This window comes from Salinihabitans flavidus, from assembly GCF_900110425.1.
GTDB classification, from domain to species: Bacteria; Pseudomonadota; Alphaproteobacteria; order Rhodobacterales; family Rhodobacteraceae; genus Salinihabitans; species Salinihabitans flavidus.
In genome coordinates, this window is sequence record NZ_FODS01000008.1 from 1 (window position 1) to 19063 (window position 19063).

Annotated in this window: 20 protein-coding genes; 15 read left to right on the forward strand and 5 right to left on the reverse strand. The window is 66.6% G+C overall.

What is annotated here, in order from left to right:
• The 14 genes from BMW66_RS08385 to folD all read left to right on the forward strand — a co-directional run.
• Positions 1-350 (forward strand): integrase core domain-containing protein (locus BMW66_RS08385; protein WP_139196116.1); only part of this gene is annotated, 350 nt, incomplete at its 5' end.
• 37 nt (positions 351-387) lie between these two features.
• On the forward strand, positions 388-777 hold the full coding sequence (gene ybgC / locus BMW66_RS08390; RefSeq protein ID WP_093117405.1) for a tol-pal system-associated acyl-CoA thioesterase: 390 nt from the start codon (positions 388-390) through the stop codon (positions 775-777).
• A gap of 158 nt (positions 778-935) precedes the next feature.
• Positions 936-1610 (forward strand): protein TolQ, encoded by a 675-nt coding sequence (tolQ, locus tag BMW66_RS08395; RefSeq protein ID WP_093117407.1) that lies wholly within the window; start codon positions 936-938, stop codon positions 1608-1610.
• 1 nt (position 1611) lies between these two features.
• Positions 1612-2091 (forward strand): protein TolR, encoded by a 480-nt coding sequence (tolR, locus tag BMW66_RS08400; protein WP_093117409.1) that lies wholly within the window; start codon positions 1612-1614, stop codon positions 2089-2091.
• Positions 2092-2101: 10 nt separating this feature from the next.
• Positions 2102-3235, forward strand: coding sequence for a hypothetical protein (locus BMW66_RS08405; protein ID WP_093117411.1), 1134 nt, complete (start codon positions 2102-2104; stop codon positions 3233-3235).
• Positions 3232-4557, forward strand: coding sequence for a Tol-Pal system beta propeller repeat protein TolB (gene tolB / locus BMW66_RS08410; RefSeq protein ID WP_093117413.1), 1326 nt, complete (start codon positions 3232-3234; stop codon positions 4555-4557). Before BMW66_RS08405 ends, tolB begins: the two co-directional genes overlap by 4 nt.
• Before the next feature lie 74 nt (positions 4558-4631).
• The gene (pal, locus tag BMW66_RS08415) at positions 4632-5135 is read left to right on the forward strand and encodes a peptidoglycan-associated lipoprotein Pal (protein ID WP_093117415.1); all 504 of its coding nucleotides are present in this window, start codon (positions 4632-4634) and stop codon (positions 5133-5135) included.
• Between the two features lie 9 nt (positions 5136-5144).
• A complete protein-coding gene (locus BMW66_RS08420; RefSeq protein WP_093117417.1) occupies positions 5145-5975 on the forward strand; it encodes a tetratricopeptide repeat protein in 831 nt (276 codons plus the stop codon).
• Positions 5976-6010: 35 nt separating this feature from the next.
• Positions 6011-7282, forward strand: coding sequence for a tRNA lysidine(34) synthetase TilS (gene tilS, locus BMW66_RS08425; RefSeq protein WP_245729403.1), 1272 nt, complete (start codon positions 6011-6013; stop codon positions 7280-7282).
• A gap of 80 nt (positions 7283-7362) precedes the next feature.
• A complete protein-coding gene (gene ftsH / locus BMW66_RS08430) occupies positions 7363-9282 on the forward strand; it encodes an ATP-dependent zinc metalloprotease FtsH (RefSeq protein WP_093117419.1) in 1920 nt (639 codons plus the stop codon).
• Entirely contained in the window at positions 9279-10055 is a 777-nt protein-coding gene (locus BMW66_RS08435) for a methyltransferase domain-containing protein (RefSeq protein WP_245729404.1), read from the forward strand. The genes ftsH and BMW66_RS08435 overlap by 4 nt, the downstream gene beginning before the upstream one ends.
• A gap of 53 nt (positions 10056-10108) precedes the next feature.
• Entirely contained in the window at positions 10109-10723 is a 615-nt protein-coding gene (locus BMW66_RS08440; RefSeq protein ID WP_093117423.1) for an MOSC domain-containing protein, read from the forward strand.
• A 151-nt stretch (positions 10724-10874) separates the two neighbouring features.
• A complete protein-coding gene (locus BMW66_RS08445) occupies positions 10875-12551 on the forward strand; it encodes a formate--tetrahydrofolate ligase (RefSeq protein WP_093117425.1) in 1677 nt (558 codons plus the stop codon).
• Between the two features lie 56 nt (positions 12552-12607).
• A complete protein-coding gene (gene folD / locus BMW66_RS08450; RefSeq protein WP_093117427.1) occupies positions 12608-13510 on the forward strand; it encodes a bifunctional methylenetetrahydrofolate dehydrogenase/methenyltetrahydrofolate cyclohydrolase FolD in 903 nt (300 codons plus the stop codon).
• 30 nt (positions 13511-13540) lie between these two features.
• Here the strand turns inward: folD and BMW66_RS08455 are convergent, their stop codons facing one another.
• Both BMW66_RS08455 and pdeM read right to left on the reverse strand, forming a co-directional pair.
• Complete coding sequence (locus BMW66_RS08455; RefSeq protein WP_093117429.1) at positions 13541-13978, reverse strand: PaaI family thioesterase; 438 nt, start codon at positions 13976-13978, stop codon at positions 13541-13543.
• A gap of 123 nt (positions 13979-14101) precedes the next feature.
• Entirely contained in the window at positions 14102-14764 is a 663-nt protein-coding gene (gene pdeM / locus BMW66_RS08460; RefSeq protein WP_093117431.1) for a ligase-associated DNA damage response endonuclease PdeM, read from the reverse strand.
• On the opposite strand from pdeM, the gene BMW66_RS08465 reads away from it, so the two are divergent.
• Positions 14763-14987, forward strand: coding sequence for a hypothetical protein (locus tag BMW66_RS08465; protein WP_093117433.1), 225 nt, complete (start codon positions 14763-14765; stop codon positions 14985-14987). The two genes, pdeM and BMW66_RS08465, sit on opposite strands and share 2 nt — an antisense overlap.
• Before the next feature lie 11 nt (positions 14988-14998).
• On the opposite strand, the gene BMW66_RS08470 is transcribed toward BMW66_RS08465, so the two are convergent.
• The 3 genes from BMW66_RS08470 to BMW66_RS08480 form a co-directional block, all read right to left on the reverse strand.
• Positions 14999-17404, reverse strand: coding sequence for a ligase-associated DNA damage response DEXH box helicase (locus BMW66_RS08470; protein WP_093117435.1), 2406 nt, complete (start codon positions 17402-17404; stop codon positions 14999-15001).
• Positions 17401-17736 (reverse strand): ArsR/SmtB family transcription factor, encoded by a 336-nt coding sequence (locus tag BMW66_RS08475; protein WP_245729405.1) that lies wholly within the window; start codon positions 17734-17736, stop codon positions 17401-17403. The genes BMW66_RS08470 and BMW66_RS08475 overlap by 4 nt, the downstream gene beginning before the upstream one ends.
• Before the next feature lie 64 nt (positions 17737-17800).
• Positions 17801-19033 (reverse strand): mandelate racemase/muconate lactonizing enzyme family protein, encoded by a 1233-nt coding sequence (locus BMW66_RS08480; RefSeq protein WP_093117437.1) that lies wholly within the window; start codon positions 19031-19033, stop codon positions 17801-17803.
• Positions 19034-19063 lie beyond the last annotated feature (30 nt).

Genomic DNA, 19063 nt, shown 5'->3' on the forward strand with positions numbered 1-19063 from the left:
AGCCGAGGAACCGGAACACGATCATCTCCCGGCCGATGCGCTTCGACATGATCTGTGAGGCGAACGGCATCGAGCACCGGCTGACCAAACCCAACCATCCATGGACCAACGGCCAGGTCGAGAGGATGAACCGCACGATCAAGGACGCGACGGTCAAGCGCTTCCACTACGACAGCCACAATCAGCTACGCACGCACCTCACAGACTTCATGGCAGCCTACAATTTCGCCCGGCGGCTCAAAACTCTCGGCGGCCTCACGCCCTACGAATACATCTGCAAGGTCTGGACCTCAGAGCCGGATCGTTTCATCCTAAATCCGATCCACCAGATGCCGGGACTAAACACCTAGGGTCCGGCAGAAGCCCGGCTGCCCGCAGGAGTGCCCCATGACCCACAGCTTTCCCGTCCGCGTCTATTATGAAGACACCGACATGGCGGGCCTTGTCTACTACGCCAATTACCTGCGCTATATCGAGCGGGCGCGCTCTGACTGGGTGCGGGGGCACGGTATCGACCAGCGCGCGATGAAAGAGGGCGAGGGGCTGGTGTTCGCCGTTCGGCGGGTGGAGGCCGACTATCTTGCCCCGGCACGGTTCGACGATGAGCTGATCGTGGCGACGCGCGTCGTGCAGGTGACCGGCGCGCGGATGGTGATGGAGCAGGTGGTGAGCCGCGCGGGAACGCCGCTGTTTCAGGCCATGGTCACGCTTGTCTGCATCACCGAGGCCGGGCAGCCCGCGCGGCTTCCTCCGGCGCTTCGGCGGATGGTGCATTGAGGCGCGTTCGCCCGCACCATCGGCAAGGATACGCCCAAACCCGGCCCCCGGCCGGGGTTATCGGCACGATGACGCCAAATTGATGGCATTCGACGTGCAGTCTTGTTAGGGTTTCCGTAAAAGGCCGGAGAACAGGCCGCAACAAACGAGCAGGCATTATGGACGCAGCCCTAGATTTCTCGATGTGGGCGCTTTTTGCGCGCGCAACGCTGACCGTGAAACTTGTCATGGTGGTTCTGATCGTGGCCTCCTTCTGGTCCTGGTCGGTGATCGTCAAGAAACTCATCTCCTACAGGCAGGCCCGGGCCGAGGCGGAGCGGTTCGACCGCGCCTTCTGGTCCGGCGAACCGCTCGACGCGCTGTTCGAGGAGACCGGACCGGACCCGGACGGGCGGGCCGAGCGTGTCTTTGCCGCCGGTATGGTGGAATGGCAGCGCAGCCACCGGCACGATGGCGGGCTGATCGCCAATGCCACGAGCCGGATCGACCGCAGCATGGATGTCGCCATCGCCAAGGAGGCCGAGGAGCTTCAGAAGGGCCTGCCGATTCTGGCCACTGTCGGTTCCACCGCGCCGTTCATCGGGCTGTTCGGGACCGTCTGGGGGATCATGCACGCCTTCATCCAGATCGCCGAGCAGCAGAACACCAACCTTGCCGTGGTCGCGCCGGGCATCGCGGAGGCGCTTCTGGCGACGGGGCTTGGCCTTCTGGCGGCGATCCCGGCGGTGATCTTCTACAACAAGCTGTCGTCGGACAGTGACCGGATCCTCGGCGGCTACGAGGCGTTTGCCGATGAGTTCGCCACCATCCTCAGCCGTCAGTTGGACGCCTGAGATGGGGGCAGGGGTCATGGCATCCTCGGGCGGCAGCGGTGGCCAGCGCAGGCGGCGCAACCGGCGCCGCAGCCAGCCGATGGCCGAGATCAACGTCACGCCCTTCGTGGACGTGATGCTCGTGTTGCTGATCATCTTCATGGTGGCGGCGCCGCTTCTGACGGTGGGGGTGCCGGTGCAGCTTCCCAAGACGGCGGCCAACCCGCTGCCCGGCGAGCAGGAGGAACCGCTCACGGTGACGATTTCGCAGGATCTGGGGATCGCCATCCAGACCACGCCGGTGGCCGCCGGTGAACTTGTGCCCAAGCTGCGCGCCATCGCGGCGGAGCGGTCGTCGCGCCGGGTGTATCTGCGCGCCGACGGCGCCGTGCCCTATGAGGCGGTGGTGCAGGTGATGGGGGCGCTCAACGCCGGGGGATTCACCGACATCGGGCTGGTGACGGATATCGGCGGGCCGTCGATGGACGGGCCGGACAGCTGAGGCGCGGAATTTGCATATCGGGCATTATATCTCCGGGATCGGCCATGCGGTGCTGGTCGGCTGGGTGCTGTTCGGCGGCGCGATGCGGTCCGACGCGCCGGAGGTCGAGGTGATGCCGGTGGCGATGGTCTCCGAAGAGGAGTTCGCCGCGCTGAGCGCGCCGCAGACCGGCCCCGCGCCGGAAACGGAGGTGGCCGTGCCGGAGACGCCGGAGGCCGAAGAGGACGCCCCCGCCATGCAGAGCGTGCCCGACGATCCGGTGGAGCAATCCGCCCCGCCCGAAAGCGCCGAGGCACCGCAGGCCGACGACACGCCGGACGCGCCAGAGGCCCCGCCAGAGCGGGCTGTGCCGGAGACAGAGCAGAACATGCCCGACATGCCGGAGGCGCCCGGCGAGGATGACGCGGCGCGGCTGCTGCCGGCACCCCAAGAGGCGCCCAGTGCCCCCGCGCCGCGCGTTGCGCCCACGACGGTCGCCCCGCCCGATCCGGAGGCGCGGATCGACGACGAGATGCGCGAGGCCACAAAGCCCGCCGAAGAGCCCGCCGAGACCCAGAGCGAAGAGCAGGAGGCCACCGCGCCGGAGGCCGCCGCTGACGAGATCGTGACCGAACCGAAGCGGGAGGAGGCCGCGCCCGTCGCGCCCTCGCGCTCCCTGCGCCCGAAGGCGCGGCCCAGCCGGCCCACGCAAACCGCCGAGAGCCCCGAAACCCCGGCCGCCCCCGACTCCCCGCCAGAGCCCGACAGGGAGGACGCGGTGAACGATGCGCTGGCCGAGGCGATGAACGAGGCCGGGCAGGACGAGGCCCCCGCGCGCCCCGCCGGCCCGCCGCTCAGCCGCGGCGAGAGGGACGCGCTGCGCGTTGCCGTTCAGGACTGCTGGGTTGTCGATGTGGGCTCGCGTGCGGCGGATGTGACGGTTACTGTGGGGCTGAGCCTCGACCGCGAGGGGCGGGTGCAGGGTGACATTCGCCTGATTTCCGCCTCGGGCGGGGGGGACGACGCGGCGCGCACCGCCTTTCAGGCCGCGCGCCGGGCGGTTCTGCGCTGCCAGAAGGGCGGCTTCGATCTGCCGGCCGAGAAATACGAGCAATGGCGTGATATTGAAATGACGTTCAATCCGGAAAATATGAGGCGCAAATGATCAGGATTCTGTTTTCCCTCTTCCTGCTGGCCATGCTGCCGCTGGCACAGGTCGCGGCGGCGCAGGACGGGCCGCTTCGGATCGAGATCACCGAGGGCGTGATCGAGCCGCTGCCCTTCGCGGCGCCCGATTTCGTGGCCGAAAGCGACGGCGCCGGCGATGTGGCGCGCAACATCGCGCGGGTCGTGGCGGCCGATCTTTCGGGCACGGGGCTGTTTCGCGAGGTTCCCGCCTCGGCCTTCATCTCGCAGATCACGAGCTTCGCCTCGCCGGTGCAATACGCCGACTGGAAGGCGATCAACGCGCAGGCGCTGATCACCGGTGCGGTCAGCACCGGAACGGACGGGCGCCTTGAGGTGAAATTCCGCGTCTACGATGTCTTTGCCGGGCAGGAGCTTGGCAGCGGCCTGCGCTTTACCGGCACGACAGAGGGCTGGCGACGCATTGCGCACAAGGTGGCCGATACCGTTTACAGCCGGATCACCGGCGAGGGCGGGTATTTCGACAGCCGGGTGGTGTTCGTTTCGGAAACCGGCCCCAAGGACGACCGCCGCAAGCGGCTGGCGATCATGGATTACGACGGCGCGAATCTTCAGTATCTCACGGACAGCAGTTCCATCGTGCTTGCGCCGCGCTTTTCGCCCACCGGGGACCGGGTGCTTTACACCAGCTACGAGACCGGCTTTCCGCGAATCTTCCTGCTCGATGTCGGGTCGGTGACACGGCGCGCGCTGGAAGATCAGCCGGGCACGATGAGTTTCGCGCCGCGCTTTTCGCCCGATGGGCGGGACGTGGTGTTTTCCATCGAACAGGGCGGCAATACCGACATCTGGCGCTTGAACATCGAAAGCGGAGAGCGCCAGCAACTGACCTATGCGCCTTCCATCGAGACCGCGCCGAGCTTCAGTCCCGATGGCAATCGCATCGTCTTTGAAAGCGATCGGTCGGGCACGCAGCAGCTCTATATCATGCCCGCCAACGGCGGTGAGGCGGAGCGGATCAGCTTCGGGCAGGGCCGCTATGGCACGCCGGTGTGGTCCCCGCGCGGCGACCTGATCGCCTTTACCAAGCAGAACAAGGGCCGGTTCCATATCGGGGTGATGCGCACCGACGGCTCCGAAGAGCGGCTTCTGACCGCGTCTTTCCTTGACGAGGGGCCGACATGGGCGCCCAATGGCCGGGTGATCATGTTCACCCGCGAAACGCAGGGTGCGACCGGCTCCGCCTCGCTTTACTCCGTGGATGTATCGGGGCGCAATCTCAAGCGGGTGGATACCCCCGGTAGCGGGTCGGATCCGTCGTGGTCTCCCCTTCAGGACTGAGGTGCGTTTCCATGCGGAGCGCACTGTGCTATAAAAGAGGCAAATAACAAGAGCGGAACAGATTGGGCAGAACGATGGGCAACATGAAAAGACTGACGATGATTTTTGCCGTGCTGGCGATGGGCGCCTGCACGGACGCCGAACGTTTCGGAGCCGGCGGGCTTTCCGGCGGCAGCAGCGCTAGCGGCGCAGGTGTCGATGCGGCCCCTGACAGCCCGGCGTATTTCCAGCAGGCAATTGGCGACAGGGTCCTGTTCGCGGTGGATCAGTCCAATCTAAGCGATGAGGCGCGCACCGTGCTTGCGGGGCAGGCCAAATGGCTTCTGGACAATCCCGACTACGAGGCGGTGATCGAAGGTCACGCCGATGAGCAGGGCACTCGCGAATACAACCTCGCGCTCGGCGCGCGTCGGGCGAACGCGGCACGCGAATACCTTGTGGCGCAGGGCGTGCCGGAGCGTCGCCTGCGCACGGTCAGCTACGGCAAGGAACGCCCGATCGAGATTTGCAGCACGGAAAGCTGCTATGCCAAGAACCGGCGCGCGGTCACGGTGATCGCCGGCGGACTCTCCAGCTAGGGGGCCGCCATGCGTGTTTTCGTTCAGGCGGTCGTGCTGGTGGTGCTGGCGGGGCTGATCCCTGTGACCGCCCCCGCACAGGACCGCGACCAGACGCTGGCCGACATTCGCCAGCAGCTTTCGGTGCTCTACGTCGAGGTGCAGCGCCTCAAGCGCGAACTTTCGACCACCGGCGCGCCGGAGGGGCTCGACTCCGGCGGCTCGGTGCTGGAACGGATGGACGCGATCGAGTCCGAGATGCAACGCCTGACCGGCCTGACCGAGAGGCTTGAGTATCGCGTTGAGCGAATCGTGCGCGACGGCACCAACCGCATCAGCGATCTGGAGTTCCGGCTGGTGGAGCTTGAGGGCGGGGATGTGTCGCAACTCGATGAAACGACGACGCTGGGCGGCGAGGTGAACGCGACGATTCCCGAGGCACGCATCTTCGAGAATGAAGAGCCGGTCGAGACCGAACTGGCCGTTGGCGAGGAGGCTGATTTCCGCGCCGCCACCGACGCGCTGGAAGCTGGTGAACACGGCACCGCGGTGGAACGGTTCGAGGCGTTTCTGGCGACCTATCCCGGCTCTCCGATGACGGCGCGGGCGCATCTGGGGCGGGGCCGTGCGCTTGAGGAACTGGGTGAGATGACCACCGCCGCGCGCGCCTATCTGGAAAGCTATTCCGGCGCGCCGGGCGGGCCGGAGGCCGATGAGGCGCTGTTTCACCTTGGGGCGACGCTGGGCAAGCTGGGCCAGACGAACGAGGCCTGCGTGACGCTGGGCGAGGTGGCGGTGCGTCATCCCGAGTCCAACATGGTGGGGCAGGCGCGTGAGGAAATGGCGGCGCTTGGCTGCTAACAGGGGCTGGCCGGACCGCCGCCGGACATGAGGCAATGACCCACGAGGCGGACCCCGATACCCTGATCGTGCAGACCGACCGGGCGATGCGCGCGTTTTTCCCCGAGCCGCCGGGCGTGATCGGCGTGGCGTTGTCGGGCGGAGGGGATTCCACCGCGCTTGTGCATCTTCTGGCGGACTGGGGACGGGCGCAGGGCGTCGAGATCCGCGCGCTGAGCGTTGATCACGGGCTGCGCGCGGAAGCCCGGGCCGAGATTGCGCAGGCCGCCGCGCTGTGCCGCACGCTTGATATTCCCCATGAGGTGGCCGACTGGCACTGGGACGGGCAGGGCAATCTTCAGGATGCCGCGCGGCGCGGGCGGCGCGCGCGTCTGGCTGGCTGGGCGCGGCAAGCGGGGCTCGCGGCGGTGGCGCTTGGTCATACAGCCGACGATCAGGCCGAAACGGTGCTGATGCGACTGGCGCGCGGCTCTGGCGTGGACGGTTTGGCGGGTATGGCCCCCGAACGCGAGGCGGAGGGGGTGCGCTTCATCCGCCCGCTTCTGGGGGCCGGACGCGCGGCGCTGCGCGATTATCTGCGGGCGCGGGGCGTGGCGTGGTCGGACGATCCGTCCAATGACGATCCGCGCTTTGACCGGGTGCGCGCACGGCGGATGCTGGAGGCGCTGGCGCCGCTGGGGCTGAGCGTGGATCGGCTCTGCCGCACCGCGGGGCATATGGCCCGCGCGCAGGAGGTGCTGGAGCGGGCGGCGGCGGATCTGGCGGCGCGGGCCGTGCGGCAGGAGGCGGGCGATCTGATCCTTGACCATGGGGCGCTGCGCGCCGCGCCGCGCGACACGGCGACGCGGGTGCTTTCGCAGGCGCTGTGCTGGGTGTCGGCCAGTCGCTACCGCCCGCGATATGACGCACTTGTGACCATGCTGGACGCGGGCACGCCCGGCGCGCTGCACGGCTGCCTGGCGTTGCGCGACGAGGAGGGGCTGCGCCTAGTGCGCGAGCCGTCCGCCGTGACCGATCAGGAGGCCGCGCCGGGCGCGCCGTGGGACGGGCGCTGGATCGTGACCGGCCCGCATGTGCAGGGCGCGCGCGTGCGGATGCTGGGCGAGGAGGGGCTGCGGCGGGTGCCCGGCTGGCGGCAGACGAACCGCCCGCGCACCGCGCTGCTGTCCTCGCCTGCCGTCTGGATGGGCGAGACGCTGATTGCCGCACCGCTGGCCGGATGGGCGCAGGGCTGGCAGGCGGATCTTTGCCCCGAGTGGGCCGAATTTCCGCCGCGCCGCAGCGCAGCGATGCAAATATCGCGTTGAACCCGGCCGGTTGATGTCTATTTAACATGCAAGGGGCCTGTGGTAGGCAGGCCGCCAAACCGTCTTTGGGGAGATTTGCCTTGGGCAACGCACGTAATATTGCTTTTTGGGTCGTCCTGTTCTTGCTGATCCTGGCGCTGTTCAACCTGTTCAGCGGCGGCAGCAACGGCCTGCAAAGCAGAGAGGTCGGCTATTCGGAATTTGTCCGGTCGGTCGAGAACGGAGAAGTGAACAGCGTCACGCTCGACGGGGAGCGCGTTCTGTATCGCGGTTCGGATGGCAACGAATATGTCACCGTCAAGCCCGAGGATGCCGGGGTCACCGACCTTCTGATCGAACGGGGCATACCGCTCAAGGCTGAGCAGCAGGAGCAATCTGGGTTCCAGACTTTCCTTCTGTCGCTTCTTCCGTTCCTGCTTCTGATCGGGGTGTGGATCTATTTCATGAACCGGATGCAGGGCGGCGGCAAGGGCGGCGCCATGGGCTTTGGCAAATCCAAGGCCAAGATGCTGACCGAGAAGAGCGGCCGCGTGACGTTCGACGACGTGGCCGGCATCGACGAGGCCAAGGAAGAACTGGAAGAGATCGTGGAATTCCTGCGCAACCCGCAGAAATTCTCGCGCCTCGGCGGGCAGATCCCGAAGGGCGCGCTTCTGGTCGGCCCTCCGGGCACCGGCAAGACGCTTCTGGCGCGCGCCATCGCGGGTGAGGCGGGCGTGCCCTTCTTCACAATCTCCGGCTCCGATTTCGTGGAAATGTTCGTGGGCGTGGGCGCGTCCCGTGTGCGCGACATGTTCGAACAGGCCAAGAAGAACGCCCCCTGCATCGTCTTCATCGACGAGATCGACGCCGTGGGCCGGGCGCGCGGCGCAGGCTATGGCGGCGGCAACGATGAGCGTGAGCAGACGCTCAACCAGCTTCTGGTTGAAATGGACGGCTTCGAGGCCAACGAGGGCGTGATCATCATCGCCGCGACCAACCGCAAGGATGTGCTCGACCCCGCGCTGCTGCGTCCGGGCCGCTTCGACCGCGAGGTGAACGTGCCCAACCCCGACATCAAGGGCCGTGACAAGATCCTTGGCGTGCATGCCCGCAAGGTGCCGCTTGGCCCCGATGTGGATCTGCGGGTGATCGCGCGCGGCACCCCCGGTTTTTCCGGCGCCGATCTGGCAAACCTTGTCAACGAGGCGGCACTGACGGCCGCGCGCATCGGGCGGCGGTTCGTGACGATGGACGATTTCGAGAACGCCAAGGACAAGGTGATGATGGGGGCCGAGCGGCGCTCCATGGTGCTCACCCCCGAGCAGAAGGAAAAGACCGCCTATCACGAGGCCGGTCACGCCATCGTGGGGCTGGAGCTTCCGAAATGCGATCCGGTTTACAAGGCGACGATCATCCCGCGCGGCGGCGCGCTTGGCATGGTGGTGTCGCTTCCCGAGATCGATCGCCTGAACTGGCACAAGTCGGAATGTGTGCAAAAGCTTGCCATGACCATGGCCGGCAAGGCCGCCGAGATCCTCAAATGGGGCGAGGACGAGGTGTCCAACGGCCCGGCGGGCGACATTCAGCAAGCCAGCGCGCTGGCGCGGGCGATGGTGTTGCGCTGGGGTATGTCCGACAAGGTCGGCAACATCGACTATACCGAGGCGCATGAGGGATATTCCGGCTCCACCCCCGGCTTCTCGGTCTCGGCCCATACCAAGGAATTGGTCGAGGAAGAGGTGCGTCGCCTGATTCAGGATGCCTATGAGTGCGCCTACAAGATCCTGTCCGAAAAGCACGAGGAATGGGAGCGTTTGGCACAGGGGCTTCTGGAATACGAAACCCTCACCGGCGACGAGATCAAGCGCGTGATCCGCGGGGAGCCGCCACATTCCTCCGATGACGATGACGGCAGCGCCGCAGCCGCCGAAAAGCCCAGCGTCACTGCCATTCCCAAGACGAAGCCGAAGTCGAAACCCGGTGGCGAAGGCGGGATGGAGCCTGAACCGAGCACATGACCGGCACTCGAATGGCGGATTGGAATCCCGGAACCTATCACAGGTTCCGGGATTTGCGTTTGCGCCCCGCGCTCGACCTGCTGGGAGCCGTGGGGCCGCTTCGCGATGGCGATGTGGTCGATCTGGGCTGCGGGAGCGGCACGGTCGCGGGCGCGCTGACGGCGCGCCTTGCGGGTCATCGCCTGATCGGGGTGGATGCCTCCCCGGCGATGCTGGCAGAGGCGCGCGGGACCGGCATGTATACCACGCTCTGCGAGGCCGATATTGCCACGTGGCGCGCGGATCGCCCGCCCGCGCTGATCTTTTCCAACGCCGCGCTGCACTGGCTGGACGAACACGCCGCTCTCATGCCACGACTGGCCCGGATGCTGGCGCCCGGCGGCACGCTGGCGGTGCAGATGCCGCATCAGAGCCGCGCCCCCTCGCATCGGGGCTGGCACCGCGCCTTCGTCCGCACCTGTCCCCGACAGCCGGTGCCGGACGGGCCGGACATTCTCGAGGCGGACGATTATTTCGATCTGCTCTGCCCGCTGGGGGCGGTGCAGGTGTGGGAAACCGAGTATCTGCAACATCTGCCCGCCGCGAACGGCGCGCACCCGGTGCGACGCTTTACCGAAAGTACCTTCGCACGGCCGTTTCTGGAAGCGGCGGGCGCGGCGCGCGAGACGCTCATCGCGGCTTATGAGGCGCAGATCGCGGCGGACTATCCCCTGCGGGCCGATGGATCGGCACTTTTGCCGTTCCGGCGGTTGTTTTTCCTGCTGACGGTGTGAATAAAAGCGCATGTGCCGCGTGTGTCTCTCGGCCGCGCCCAGAGGAGATTGCCATGCACCCGATCAAACCCACCAGTTTCGCCGCAGAGATCACATGGATCGGACGCGTGCCCGATCGCGGCAGTGATCTGAGCGCCGAGCCGCTGAGCGAGGCGATGCTGCGTTTCGGCGGGATCGACGGGGAGCATCACGGTGGCGTCACGCGGCCAAGCTGCACGCGCGTCAAGGCGCTTCACCCCATCGGCACCACGATTGCCAACACCCGGCAGCTTTCGGTCCTGTCGCAAGAGGAACTGGACGCCACCGCCGCCGAGATGGGGCTCGACGCGCTCGACCCGGCGTGGCTTGGCGCCTCGCTGGTGCTGCGCGGGCTGCCGGATCTGACCCATCTGCCCCCCTCCTCGCGGCTTCAGGCGGAAGAGGGCGGCGCGACGCTCGTGGTGGACATGGAAAACCGCCCCTGCGTGCTGCCCGGCCGGGTGATCGACGCGGAGCGCCCCGGTTTCGGCAAGGCGTTCAAGGCGGCGGCGGCGCACCGGCGCGGCGTCACCGCATGGGTGGAGCGCGAAGGGGCGCTGCGCCTCGGCGCGCGGATGCGGCTTTTTGTGCCCGATCAGCGCGCATGGGCGCATCTGGATGCGGCGCGCGCGCAAACGCCTGACGCCTGAACAGGCCCGCGGTTTCCAAAAAGAAACCGCCGTGCACCCCTGCCGACGCAAGCAGCGCTGGAAATGTCGGAATCGCTGCGTTCGCCCCTTGTCAGAGAGGTTATGACGCGGACAGACATACACTCACCGCTTGAACGCAGCAGGGATCGCCATGAGCCACAAGACCGACATCGAAATCGCACGCGAGGCGCACAAGCGCCCGATTCAGGAAATCGGCGCCAAGCTGGGCATCGGCAGCGACGATCTGCTGCCCTATGGCCACGACAAGGCCAAGATCTCGCAATCCTTCATCGATTCGGTGCAGGGCCGCGACAATGGCAAGCTGATCCTCGTCACCGCGATCAACCCCACGCCGGCCGGCGAGGGCAAGACCACCACCACGGTGGGGCTGGGCGACGGGCTCAACGCCATAGGCAAGAAGGCGGCGGTCTGCATCCGCGAGGCGTCGCTGGGCCCGAACTTCGGGATGAAGGGCGGCGCCGCGGGTGGCGGCTATGCGCAGATCATTCCGATGGAAGAGATGAACCTGCATTTCACCGGCGATTTTCACGCCATCACCAGCGCCCACAACCTTCTGTCCGCGATGATCGACAACCACATCTACTGGGGCAATGAGCTTGAGATCGACGAGCGCCGCATCACGTGGCGCCGGGTGATGGACATGAACGACCGCGCCCTGCGCGACAACGTGGTGGGCCTTGGCGGCGTGGCCAACGGCTTTGCCCGCCAGACCGGGTTCGACATCACCGTGGCCTCCGAGGTGATGGCGATCCTGTGCCTTGCCGATGGCCTTGAGGATCTGCAAAAGCGTCTGGGCGCGATGATCGTCGCCTATCGCCGCGACCGCACCCCCGTCTATGCCCGCGATCTGAAGGCCGACGGCGCGATGACCGTCCTGCTGCGCGACGCGATGCAGCCCAACCTCGTGCAGACGCTGGAGAACAACCCCGCCTTGGTGCATGGCGGGCCGTTCGCCAACATCGCGCATGGGTGCAACTCCGTCATCGCCACCAAGACTGCGCTCAAATGCGCCGACTACGTGGTGACGGAGGCCGGCTTTGGCGCCGATCTGGGGGCCGAGAAGTTCATGAATATCAAGTGTCGCAAGGCCGGGCTGGCGCCGGCGGCGGTGGTCGTCGTGGCCACGGTGCGCGCGATGAAGATGAACGGCGGCGTGGCCAAGGCCGATCTCGGCTCCGAGAACGTGGAAGCGGTGCAGGCCGGCTGCCCCAACCTCGGCCGCCATATCGAGAACCTCAAATCCTTCGGCGTGCCGGTGGTGGTCGCCATCAACCATTTCGTCACCGACACCGAGGCCGAGGTGCAGGCCGTCAAGGATTACGTGAAGACGCAAGGCTCCGAGGCGATCCTGTGCCAGCATTGGGCCAAGGGCTCGGAGGGCACGAAAGAGCTTGCCACCCGCGTGGCCGAGATCGCTGACGCCGACATGGCCAATTTCGCGCCCCTCTACGGCGATGACATGCCGCTGTTCGAGAAGATCGAGACCATCGCCCGGCGCATCTACCGCGCCGACGAGGTGCTGGCCGACAAGAAGGTGCGCGATCAGCTGCGCGAATGGGAGGCGGCCGGATACGGCGAACTGCCGGTCTGCATGGCCAAGACGCAATACAGCTTCTCGACCGATCCGAACCTACGCGGCGCGCCAATCGGCCATTCCGTCCCGATCCGCGAGGTGCGCCTGTCGGCGGGGGCCGGGTTCGTCGTGGTGATCTGCGGGGAGATCATGACCATGCCGGGCCTGCCGCGCAATCCGGCGGCGGAGAATATCCGCATCAACGAAGAAGGTCTTGTCGAAGGCTTGTTCTGAGGCGCGGCGAGGGTATACGTCCCCCGGACGGCCCGCCACGATGCAAAGGAAAGACAATGACGGCACAGATCATCGACGGCAAGGTATTCGCCGCCACCGTGCGCGAGAAGGTCGCCGGCCATGTGGCCCGGCTCCGGGACGACCACGGCCTGACCCCCGGCTTGGCCGTGGTTCTGGTGGGCGAGGATCCCGCCTCGCAGGTTTATGTCCGCTCCAAGGGCAAGCAGACGGTTGAGGTCGGCATGGCCAGCTTCGAGCACACGCTCGACGCCGCCACGCCACAGGCCGAGCTGCTGGCGCTGATCCAACGGCTCAACGCCGACCCGGCGGTGCATGGGATACTGGTGCAGCTTCCGCTGCCCGGCCATATCGACGAGGAACTGGTGATCAACGCCATCGACCCGGCCAAGGACGTGGACGGCTTTCACATCCTCAATGTCGGCCGACTCTCTACCGGGCAGAAAAGCATGGTGCCCTGCACGCCTCTGGGCTGCCTGATGATGCTGCGCGACCATCTGGGCAGCCTCAGCGGTCTGAACGCCGTGGTGATCGGTCGCTCCAACATCGTGGGCAAGCCGATGGCGCAGCTTCTCCTGCGCGAGAGCTGCACCGTGACCATCGCCCATTCGCGCACGAAGGACATCGCGGACGTGGTGCGCCGCGCCGATATCGTGGTGGCCGCCGTGGGGCGCACGCAGATGGTGCCCGGCGACTGGATCAAGCCCGGCGCCACGGTGATCGACGTCGGGATCAACCGTATCGACGCCCCCGAGAAGGGCGAGGGCAAGACGCGCCTTGTGGGCGACGTGGATTTCGACAGCGCCGTGCAGGTGGCCGGCGCGATCACCCCCGTTCCGGGCGGTGTCGGCCCGATGACCATCGCCTGCCTGCTGGCCAATACCGTGACCGCCTGCTGCCGCGCCAATGGTTTGCCAGAGCCGGAGGGGCTGACAGCCTGACACCCGAACGGGCGGCGGCCCGACGCGCCCTCAGAGCATGATCGGAATGATCGTCCCGGTTAGAAGCGCGACATGCCGGTCGCCGCCCTCGGTCTCGGCATAGACATCCGCCTGCACGATCAGAAGCCGCCGGCCCGGTTTGATCACGCGTCCCTCGGCCCGAAGCCGCACGCCCGCTGCGGGGGACAGGAAATTGATCTTCATCTCCGTGGACAGCACCCCATACCCCTCGGGCACCATCGTCAGCGCCGAATAGCCCGCCGCCGTATCACCAAGCGCGAAGCTCAGCCCGCCGTGGCCATAGCCCTGCTGCTGCATCATGCCGGGCAGGATCGGCGCGGCGATCGTGACTTGCCCCTCCGCGACGGAAACGACCTGCCCGCCAATCGTTGTCATCATGCTCTGCGCGGCGAAGCTCTGCCGCACCCGTGTCTCCAGGGCGGAGGAAAATTCCGGTGCTTTACCCATTCTCAAGCGTCTCCCTTGCTGCCGGTATACCGGCGCAATCCGGCCCGGCAGTCAACACTGCCGTCACGTTGCATCCCTTCGCTTCGGGCGGTTTGTGGATGGCGCGTCCATGTGGTTCCGGCCTCAGCGCGGCATCGTCACCATCCGCGGCACGGTTCCGGTCATGATCGCCCGCGCCTCGGGCCGCATCAGCGCGGCAAGCGCCGCGTCCGAACTGCGCAGCCCCCCGGTATAGGTGCCATAGGCTGGCAGGATCACCCGGTCGGCGTCGAACAGAAACGCCGGGCGCGAGATGGCGCGAAGCCGCGTCTGCACCCGCACCTTGGGATGGTAATGCCCCGACACCTCGCCCGATTGCCCCGGCTGCGCGATATGGCGAAAACTCAGGGGCGGCAGATGCAGCTCCGCCATATGGCTGCCGCCGAACTCCACCGGGCCGGGATCGTGATTGCCCTCGATCCAGACCCAGCGTCGCCCGGCCTGAAGACGCGCCAGCCAGAGCCGTTCGTCCTCGGGCAGATCCTGCGCCGCCGTCAGATCATCGAAACTGTCGCCAAGGCAGATCACCGTTGCCGCGTGGGTCGCGGCAAGATCGTTTTCGAGCCGCAGAAGCGTGTCGCGCGTTTCATAGGGGGGCAGCGCGCCACCGCCCCGCCGCGCCACGCGCGCCGCCTTGCCCAGATGCAGGTCGGAGACACAGACAATCCGACGCTCCGCCCACCATAGCGCCCCGGATCCCATCGCGGTCAGCACCGCGCCGGCAAGGGAAAACTCGATACCACTCATGGCGCAACTCGTGGCGCAGGCTTTGGCGCTTTGCAAGCGCAAACACGGCTGCACGCCTTTCCCCGGCGATCTGCCATCGACTCGGCCCAGAGACCTCAAATGCAACGCCCGCCGCGTCAACGATGGCCGTGAAGGCGTCATCGGCGGCATCGCCACCGACGCAATACCGACGTTTTACCGACGTGATACAGAAACGGGTTTTTCCGTGATTTCAGGGCGTTAACCCTGATTCGCTCAATCGGGCAGCCCGGCCGCCGCCATCACCGCCTCCGCCTCCGCCAGAAGCCGCTCTTCGGCCATCCCCGCCACCGGCACCTTGCCCACCTCCAGCAGCAGGGGCGCGGCAAAGGGACTGATCCGGTCAAGGCGCATATGGTCGATCCGCCCGCCGATCCGGTCGAGCATCTCCTCGATCCGGGCGAAATCCACGAGCCCGCGCATCGCCTCCTCTCGGGTGATCCGCAGCAGCAGGTGATCGGGGTCGTATTTCTGCAATGTGTCATAGAGGATATCGCTGGAAAACGTGGCCTGCCGCCCCGATTTCCGCGCGCCTGGGGCGTTGCGTTCGATCAACCCCGCAATTGTCGCCACGCCGCGAAAACTGCGCTTCATCAAGGCGTTGGAGGCAAGCCAGCCTTCCAGCCCCGCGCGCAGACCGGCCCGGTCGAACAGCGGCGCGGGGTCGGTGACGGGGTCGAGCCCCCAGATCAGCGTGGCGTAGTCGGAGGCGACGAACCCCATCGGCGCAAGACCCGACTCCTCCATCCGCTTGGTCAGCAGCAGGCCCAGCGTCTGTTGCGCGTTGCGCCCGGCAAAGCCATAGACGCAGAAATGCGCCCGTCCGTCGTGAGGGAAGCTCTCCAGCAAGAGCCGCCCCGGCGCCGGCAGGCGAGAGACGCTGCGCTGAAGATGCAGCCAATCGGCGGTATGCGCGGGCAGGGCGGGCCAGTTCCCGGCCTGCAACAGTGTCATGATCCGGGCGCAAAGTCGGGTGGAGGTGGCGAACTTAGTGCCTGAAAACACGGCGATTTTCGGCTTTTTCGCGGCGGTGCGGCTCACCTCCACCACCATCTCGCGCAGCCCCTCGTACCGCACGATCCGCCCCCCGATCAGGAAGGTGTCGCCCGGCGACAGCGAGGCGGCAAACCCTTCCTCCACCTCGCCCAGAGCCCGCCCGCCGCGATTGTGCCGGAGCCGCACCTTGAGCGTGTCGCTGTCCTGAATCGTGCCCGCGTTCATCCGGATACGCGCCGCCGCGCGCGGATCGCGCAACTGCCAGAGCCCGTCCTCGCGCCGCTTGAGTCTCTGCCATCGGTCATAGGCCCGCAGCGCATAGCCCCCCGTGGCGCAGAAATCGAGGCAGTCGTCGAACTCCGCGCGGCTGAGGTTGCTGTAAGGTCCGGCTGTAATCACCTCGGAATAAAGGGTTTCCGCGTCGAATGGCCCGGCGCAGGCGCGCAGAAGGATATGCTGGCACAACACGTCGCGCGGCCCTGGCCCGCGCGGCTCCCCGTCCAGATCGCCTTCCCGCGCGGCCTCCAGAGCGGCCACGCATTCGACCACTTCAAAGCGGTTCGCGGGCACCAGAAGCGCCTTTGATGGTGCGTTGTAGCGGTGATTGGCCCGTCCGATCCGCTGCACCAGCCGCTTGACGTTCTTCGGCGCGCCAACCTGAATCACAAGGTCCACATCGCCCCAGTCGATCCCCAGATCGAGGGAGCCGGTGCAGACCACCGCGCGGAGCTTCCCGGCGGTCATCGCCGCCTCCACCCGCTCGCGCTGCGCACGGTCGAGAGAGCCGTGGTGGATGCCCACGGGCAGAGCGTCTTCGTTGGCAAGCCACAGATTATGAAAGAAAATCTCCGCCTGCGCGCGGGTATTGTGAAAGATGAGCGTGGTCTTGTGCGCGTGGATCTGCGCCAGCACCTCGGGAATGGCATGGGCCGCGCCCCCCCCCGACCAGGGCGGCGCTGCGCGGGTTTTAAGCATGGCGATGTCCGGCACCGGCCCCGGATCGGCCCGCAGCACCTCGCAGGGATCGGGGTGGCGCGTCAGAAGTCCGGCAATCGCCCCGGGATCATCCACCGTCGCCGATAACCCGACCCGGCGTAGCCCCGGGCAGAGCGCCGATAGCCGCGACAGCGCCAGAAAAAGCTGATCGCCGCGCTTGCTCTCGGACAGGGCATGGATTTCGTCGACCACCACCCGTTTGAGCCCGGCGAAAATGCGCGGCGCATCCTCGTAAGAAGTCAGCAGCGCAAGGCTTTCGGGCGTCGTCAGAAGGATATGCGGCGGGTCGGCGCGCTGGCGTTTCCGGGCGCTGCTGGTGGTGTCTCCGGTGCGGTCCTCGATGCGGATGGGAAGGCCCATCTCCTCCACCGGGGCGTGCAGGTTGCGCTTGATATCCGCCGCCAATGCCTTCAGCGGCGAGACATAGAGCGTATGCAGCCCGGTGTGCCCGCCGTCGGCCAGTTCCGCCAAGGTTGGCAGGAACCCCGCCAGCGTCTTGCCGCCGCCCGTTGGCGCGATGAGCAGAAGCGCCGGCGCATCGGCCCGGTTCAGCAACTCGCTCTGATGCGGATGCATCTGCCAGCCGCGCGCTCCGAACCAGTCGGCAATCGCCTTGGGCAGGGCTGTCACGGCGTGTCGCGGGTCTCTTCGACAGGGCTGCAAAACAGGCGATAGAGCATGTTGATCACCTCGGCGGTGTTCTCATCGGCCAGCGAATAATAGATCACCTTGCCTTCGCGCCGTGTGGCCACAAGCCCTTCTTCGCGCAGCCGGGCGAGCATCTGGCTGACCGCCGCCTGACGGATTTCAAGAAGCTGCTCCAACTCGCTCACCGACTTCTCACCAGAGCCGAGATGGCACAGGATCATCAGCCGCCCCTCATGGGCCAGTGTCTTGAGATAGGCCGCCGCGCTTTCGGCGCTGCGCGCCATCTCTGCGGGGGGAACATGTGTCGTGGGCATGGTCAATCTTCACTTATTCACAAGGCGTGCACCTGAATAGCATGACTTGTTCCTGTGTGCGAGATTACAACTCTGTTGCGGGGGCACCACCCTGAAAATTGTTCCCTTCGGCGTAATTGCAGGGCGCTTCCTGCATGTGAAGGTGCAGATCGCCCCCGGTATAGGGATGGGCGCGGGCGAGATCCTCGTCCACCTCGATGCCAAGGCCGGGCGCGTCGGGCGGTGTGATGAAGCCCTCCTCCACCCGGATCGTGCCCTTGATCAGAGCATCGTGGAACGGGGTTTCGATGCTTTCGGCCATCAGCAGGTTGGGAATCGCCGCCGACAGCTGAATATTGGCGGCCCATTCCACCGGCCCGGCATAGAGATGCGGGGCCACCTGCGCGTTGAATACCTCGGCCAGCGCGGCGAGTTTCCGCATCTCCCATATACCGCCCGCGCGCCCGAGTGCCGGTTGCAGGATCTCTGCCGCCCCGGCGCGCAGGATCGCGCCGAATTCGGCCTTCGTGGTCAGCCGCTCGCCGGTGGCCACGGGGATGCGCACCTGACGGGCCACGCGGGCCATGTCCTCGATCATGTCGGGGGCCGTTGGCTCCTCGAACCACAGGGGGGAGTAAGGCTCCAATGCTTGTCCGAGGCGGATGGCGCCTGCGGTGGTGAACTGCCCATGCGTGCCAAACAGCAGATCCGCCCGGTCGCCAACTGCCTCACGCACCGCCTTGCAGAACGCGACCGAGCGGGAGATGTCCGACATCGCCGGCATATGCCCACCCCGGAGCGTGTAGGGCCCCGCCGGGTCGAATTTCACCGCCGTATAGCCCCGCGCCACGCAGTCGGCGGCGGATTCGCCCGCCTGTTCGGGCGAGATCCAGAAATCGGTGAGGTTATGCCGGGGCAGGGGGTAGAGATAGGTGTAGGCGCGGATACGCGCGTTCATCCGCCCGCCGATGAGCATATGTACCGGGCGCCCCCGATCCTTGCCCAGAATGTCCCAGCAGGCGATCTCCAGCCCGGAGAACGCGCCCATCACCGTCAGGTCGGGTCGCTGCGTGAAGCCCGAGGAATAGGCGCGGCGGAACATCATCTCTATGTTTTCGGGGTTTTCGCCCTGCATGTGCCGCGCGAACACGTCGCGGATGACATGGCGCATCGCCTCCGGTCCGACGGAGGCGGCGTAGCATTCGCCCCAGCCGGTGATCCCGGTATCGGTTGTCACCTTCACAAGGATCCAGTAGCGCCCACCCCAGCCCGGTGCGGGCGGCGCGGTCACGATGATGTCGAGGTCTTGTAGTTTCATGCCATTCCCCTCGCCTATGCCCCGGGGTGG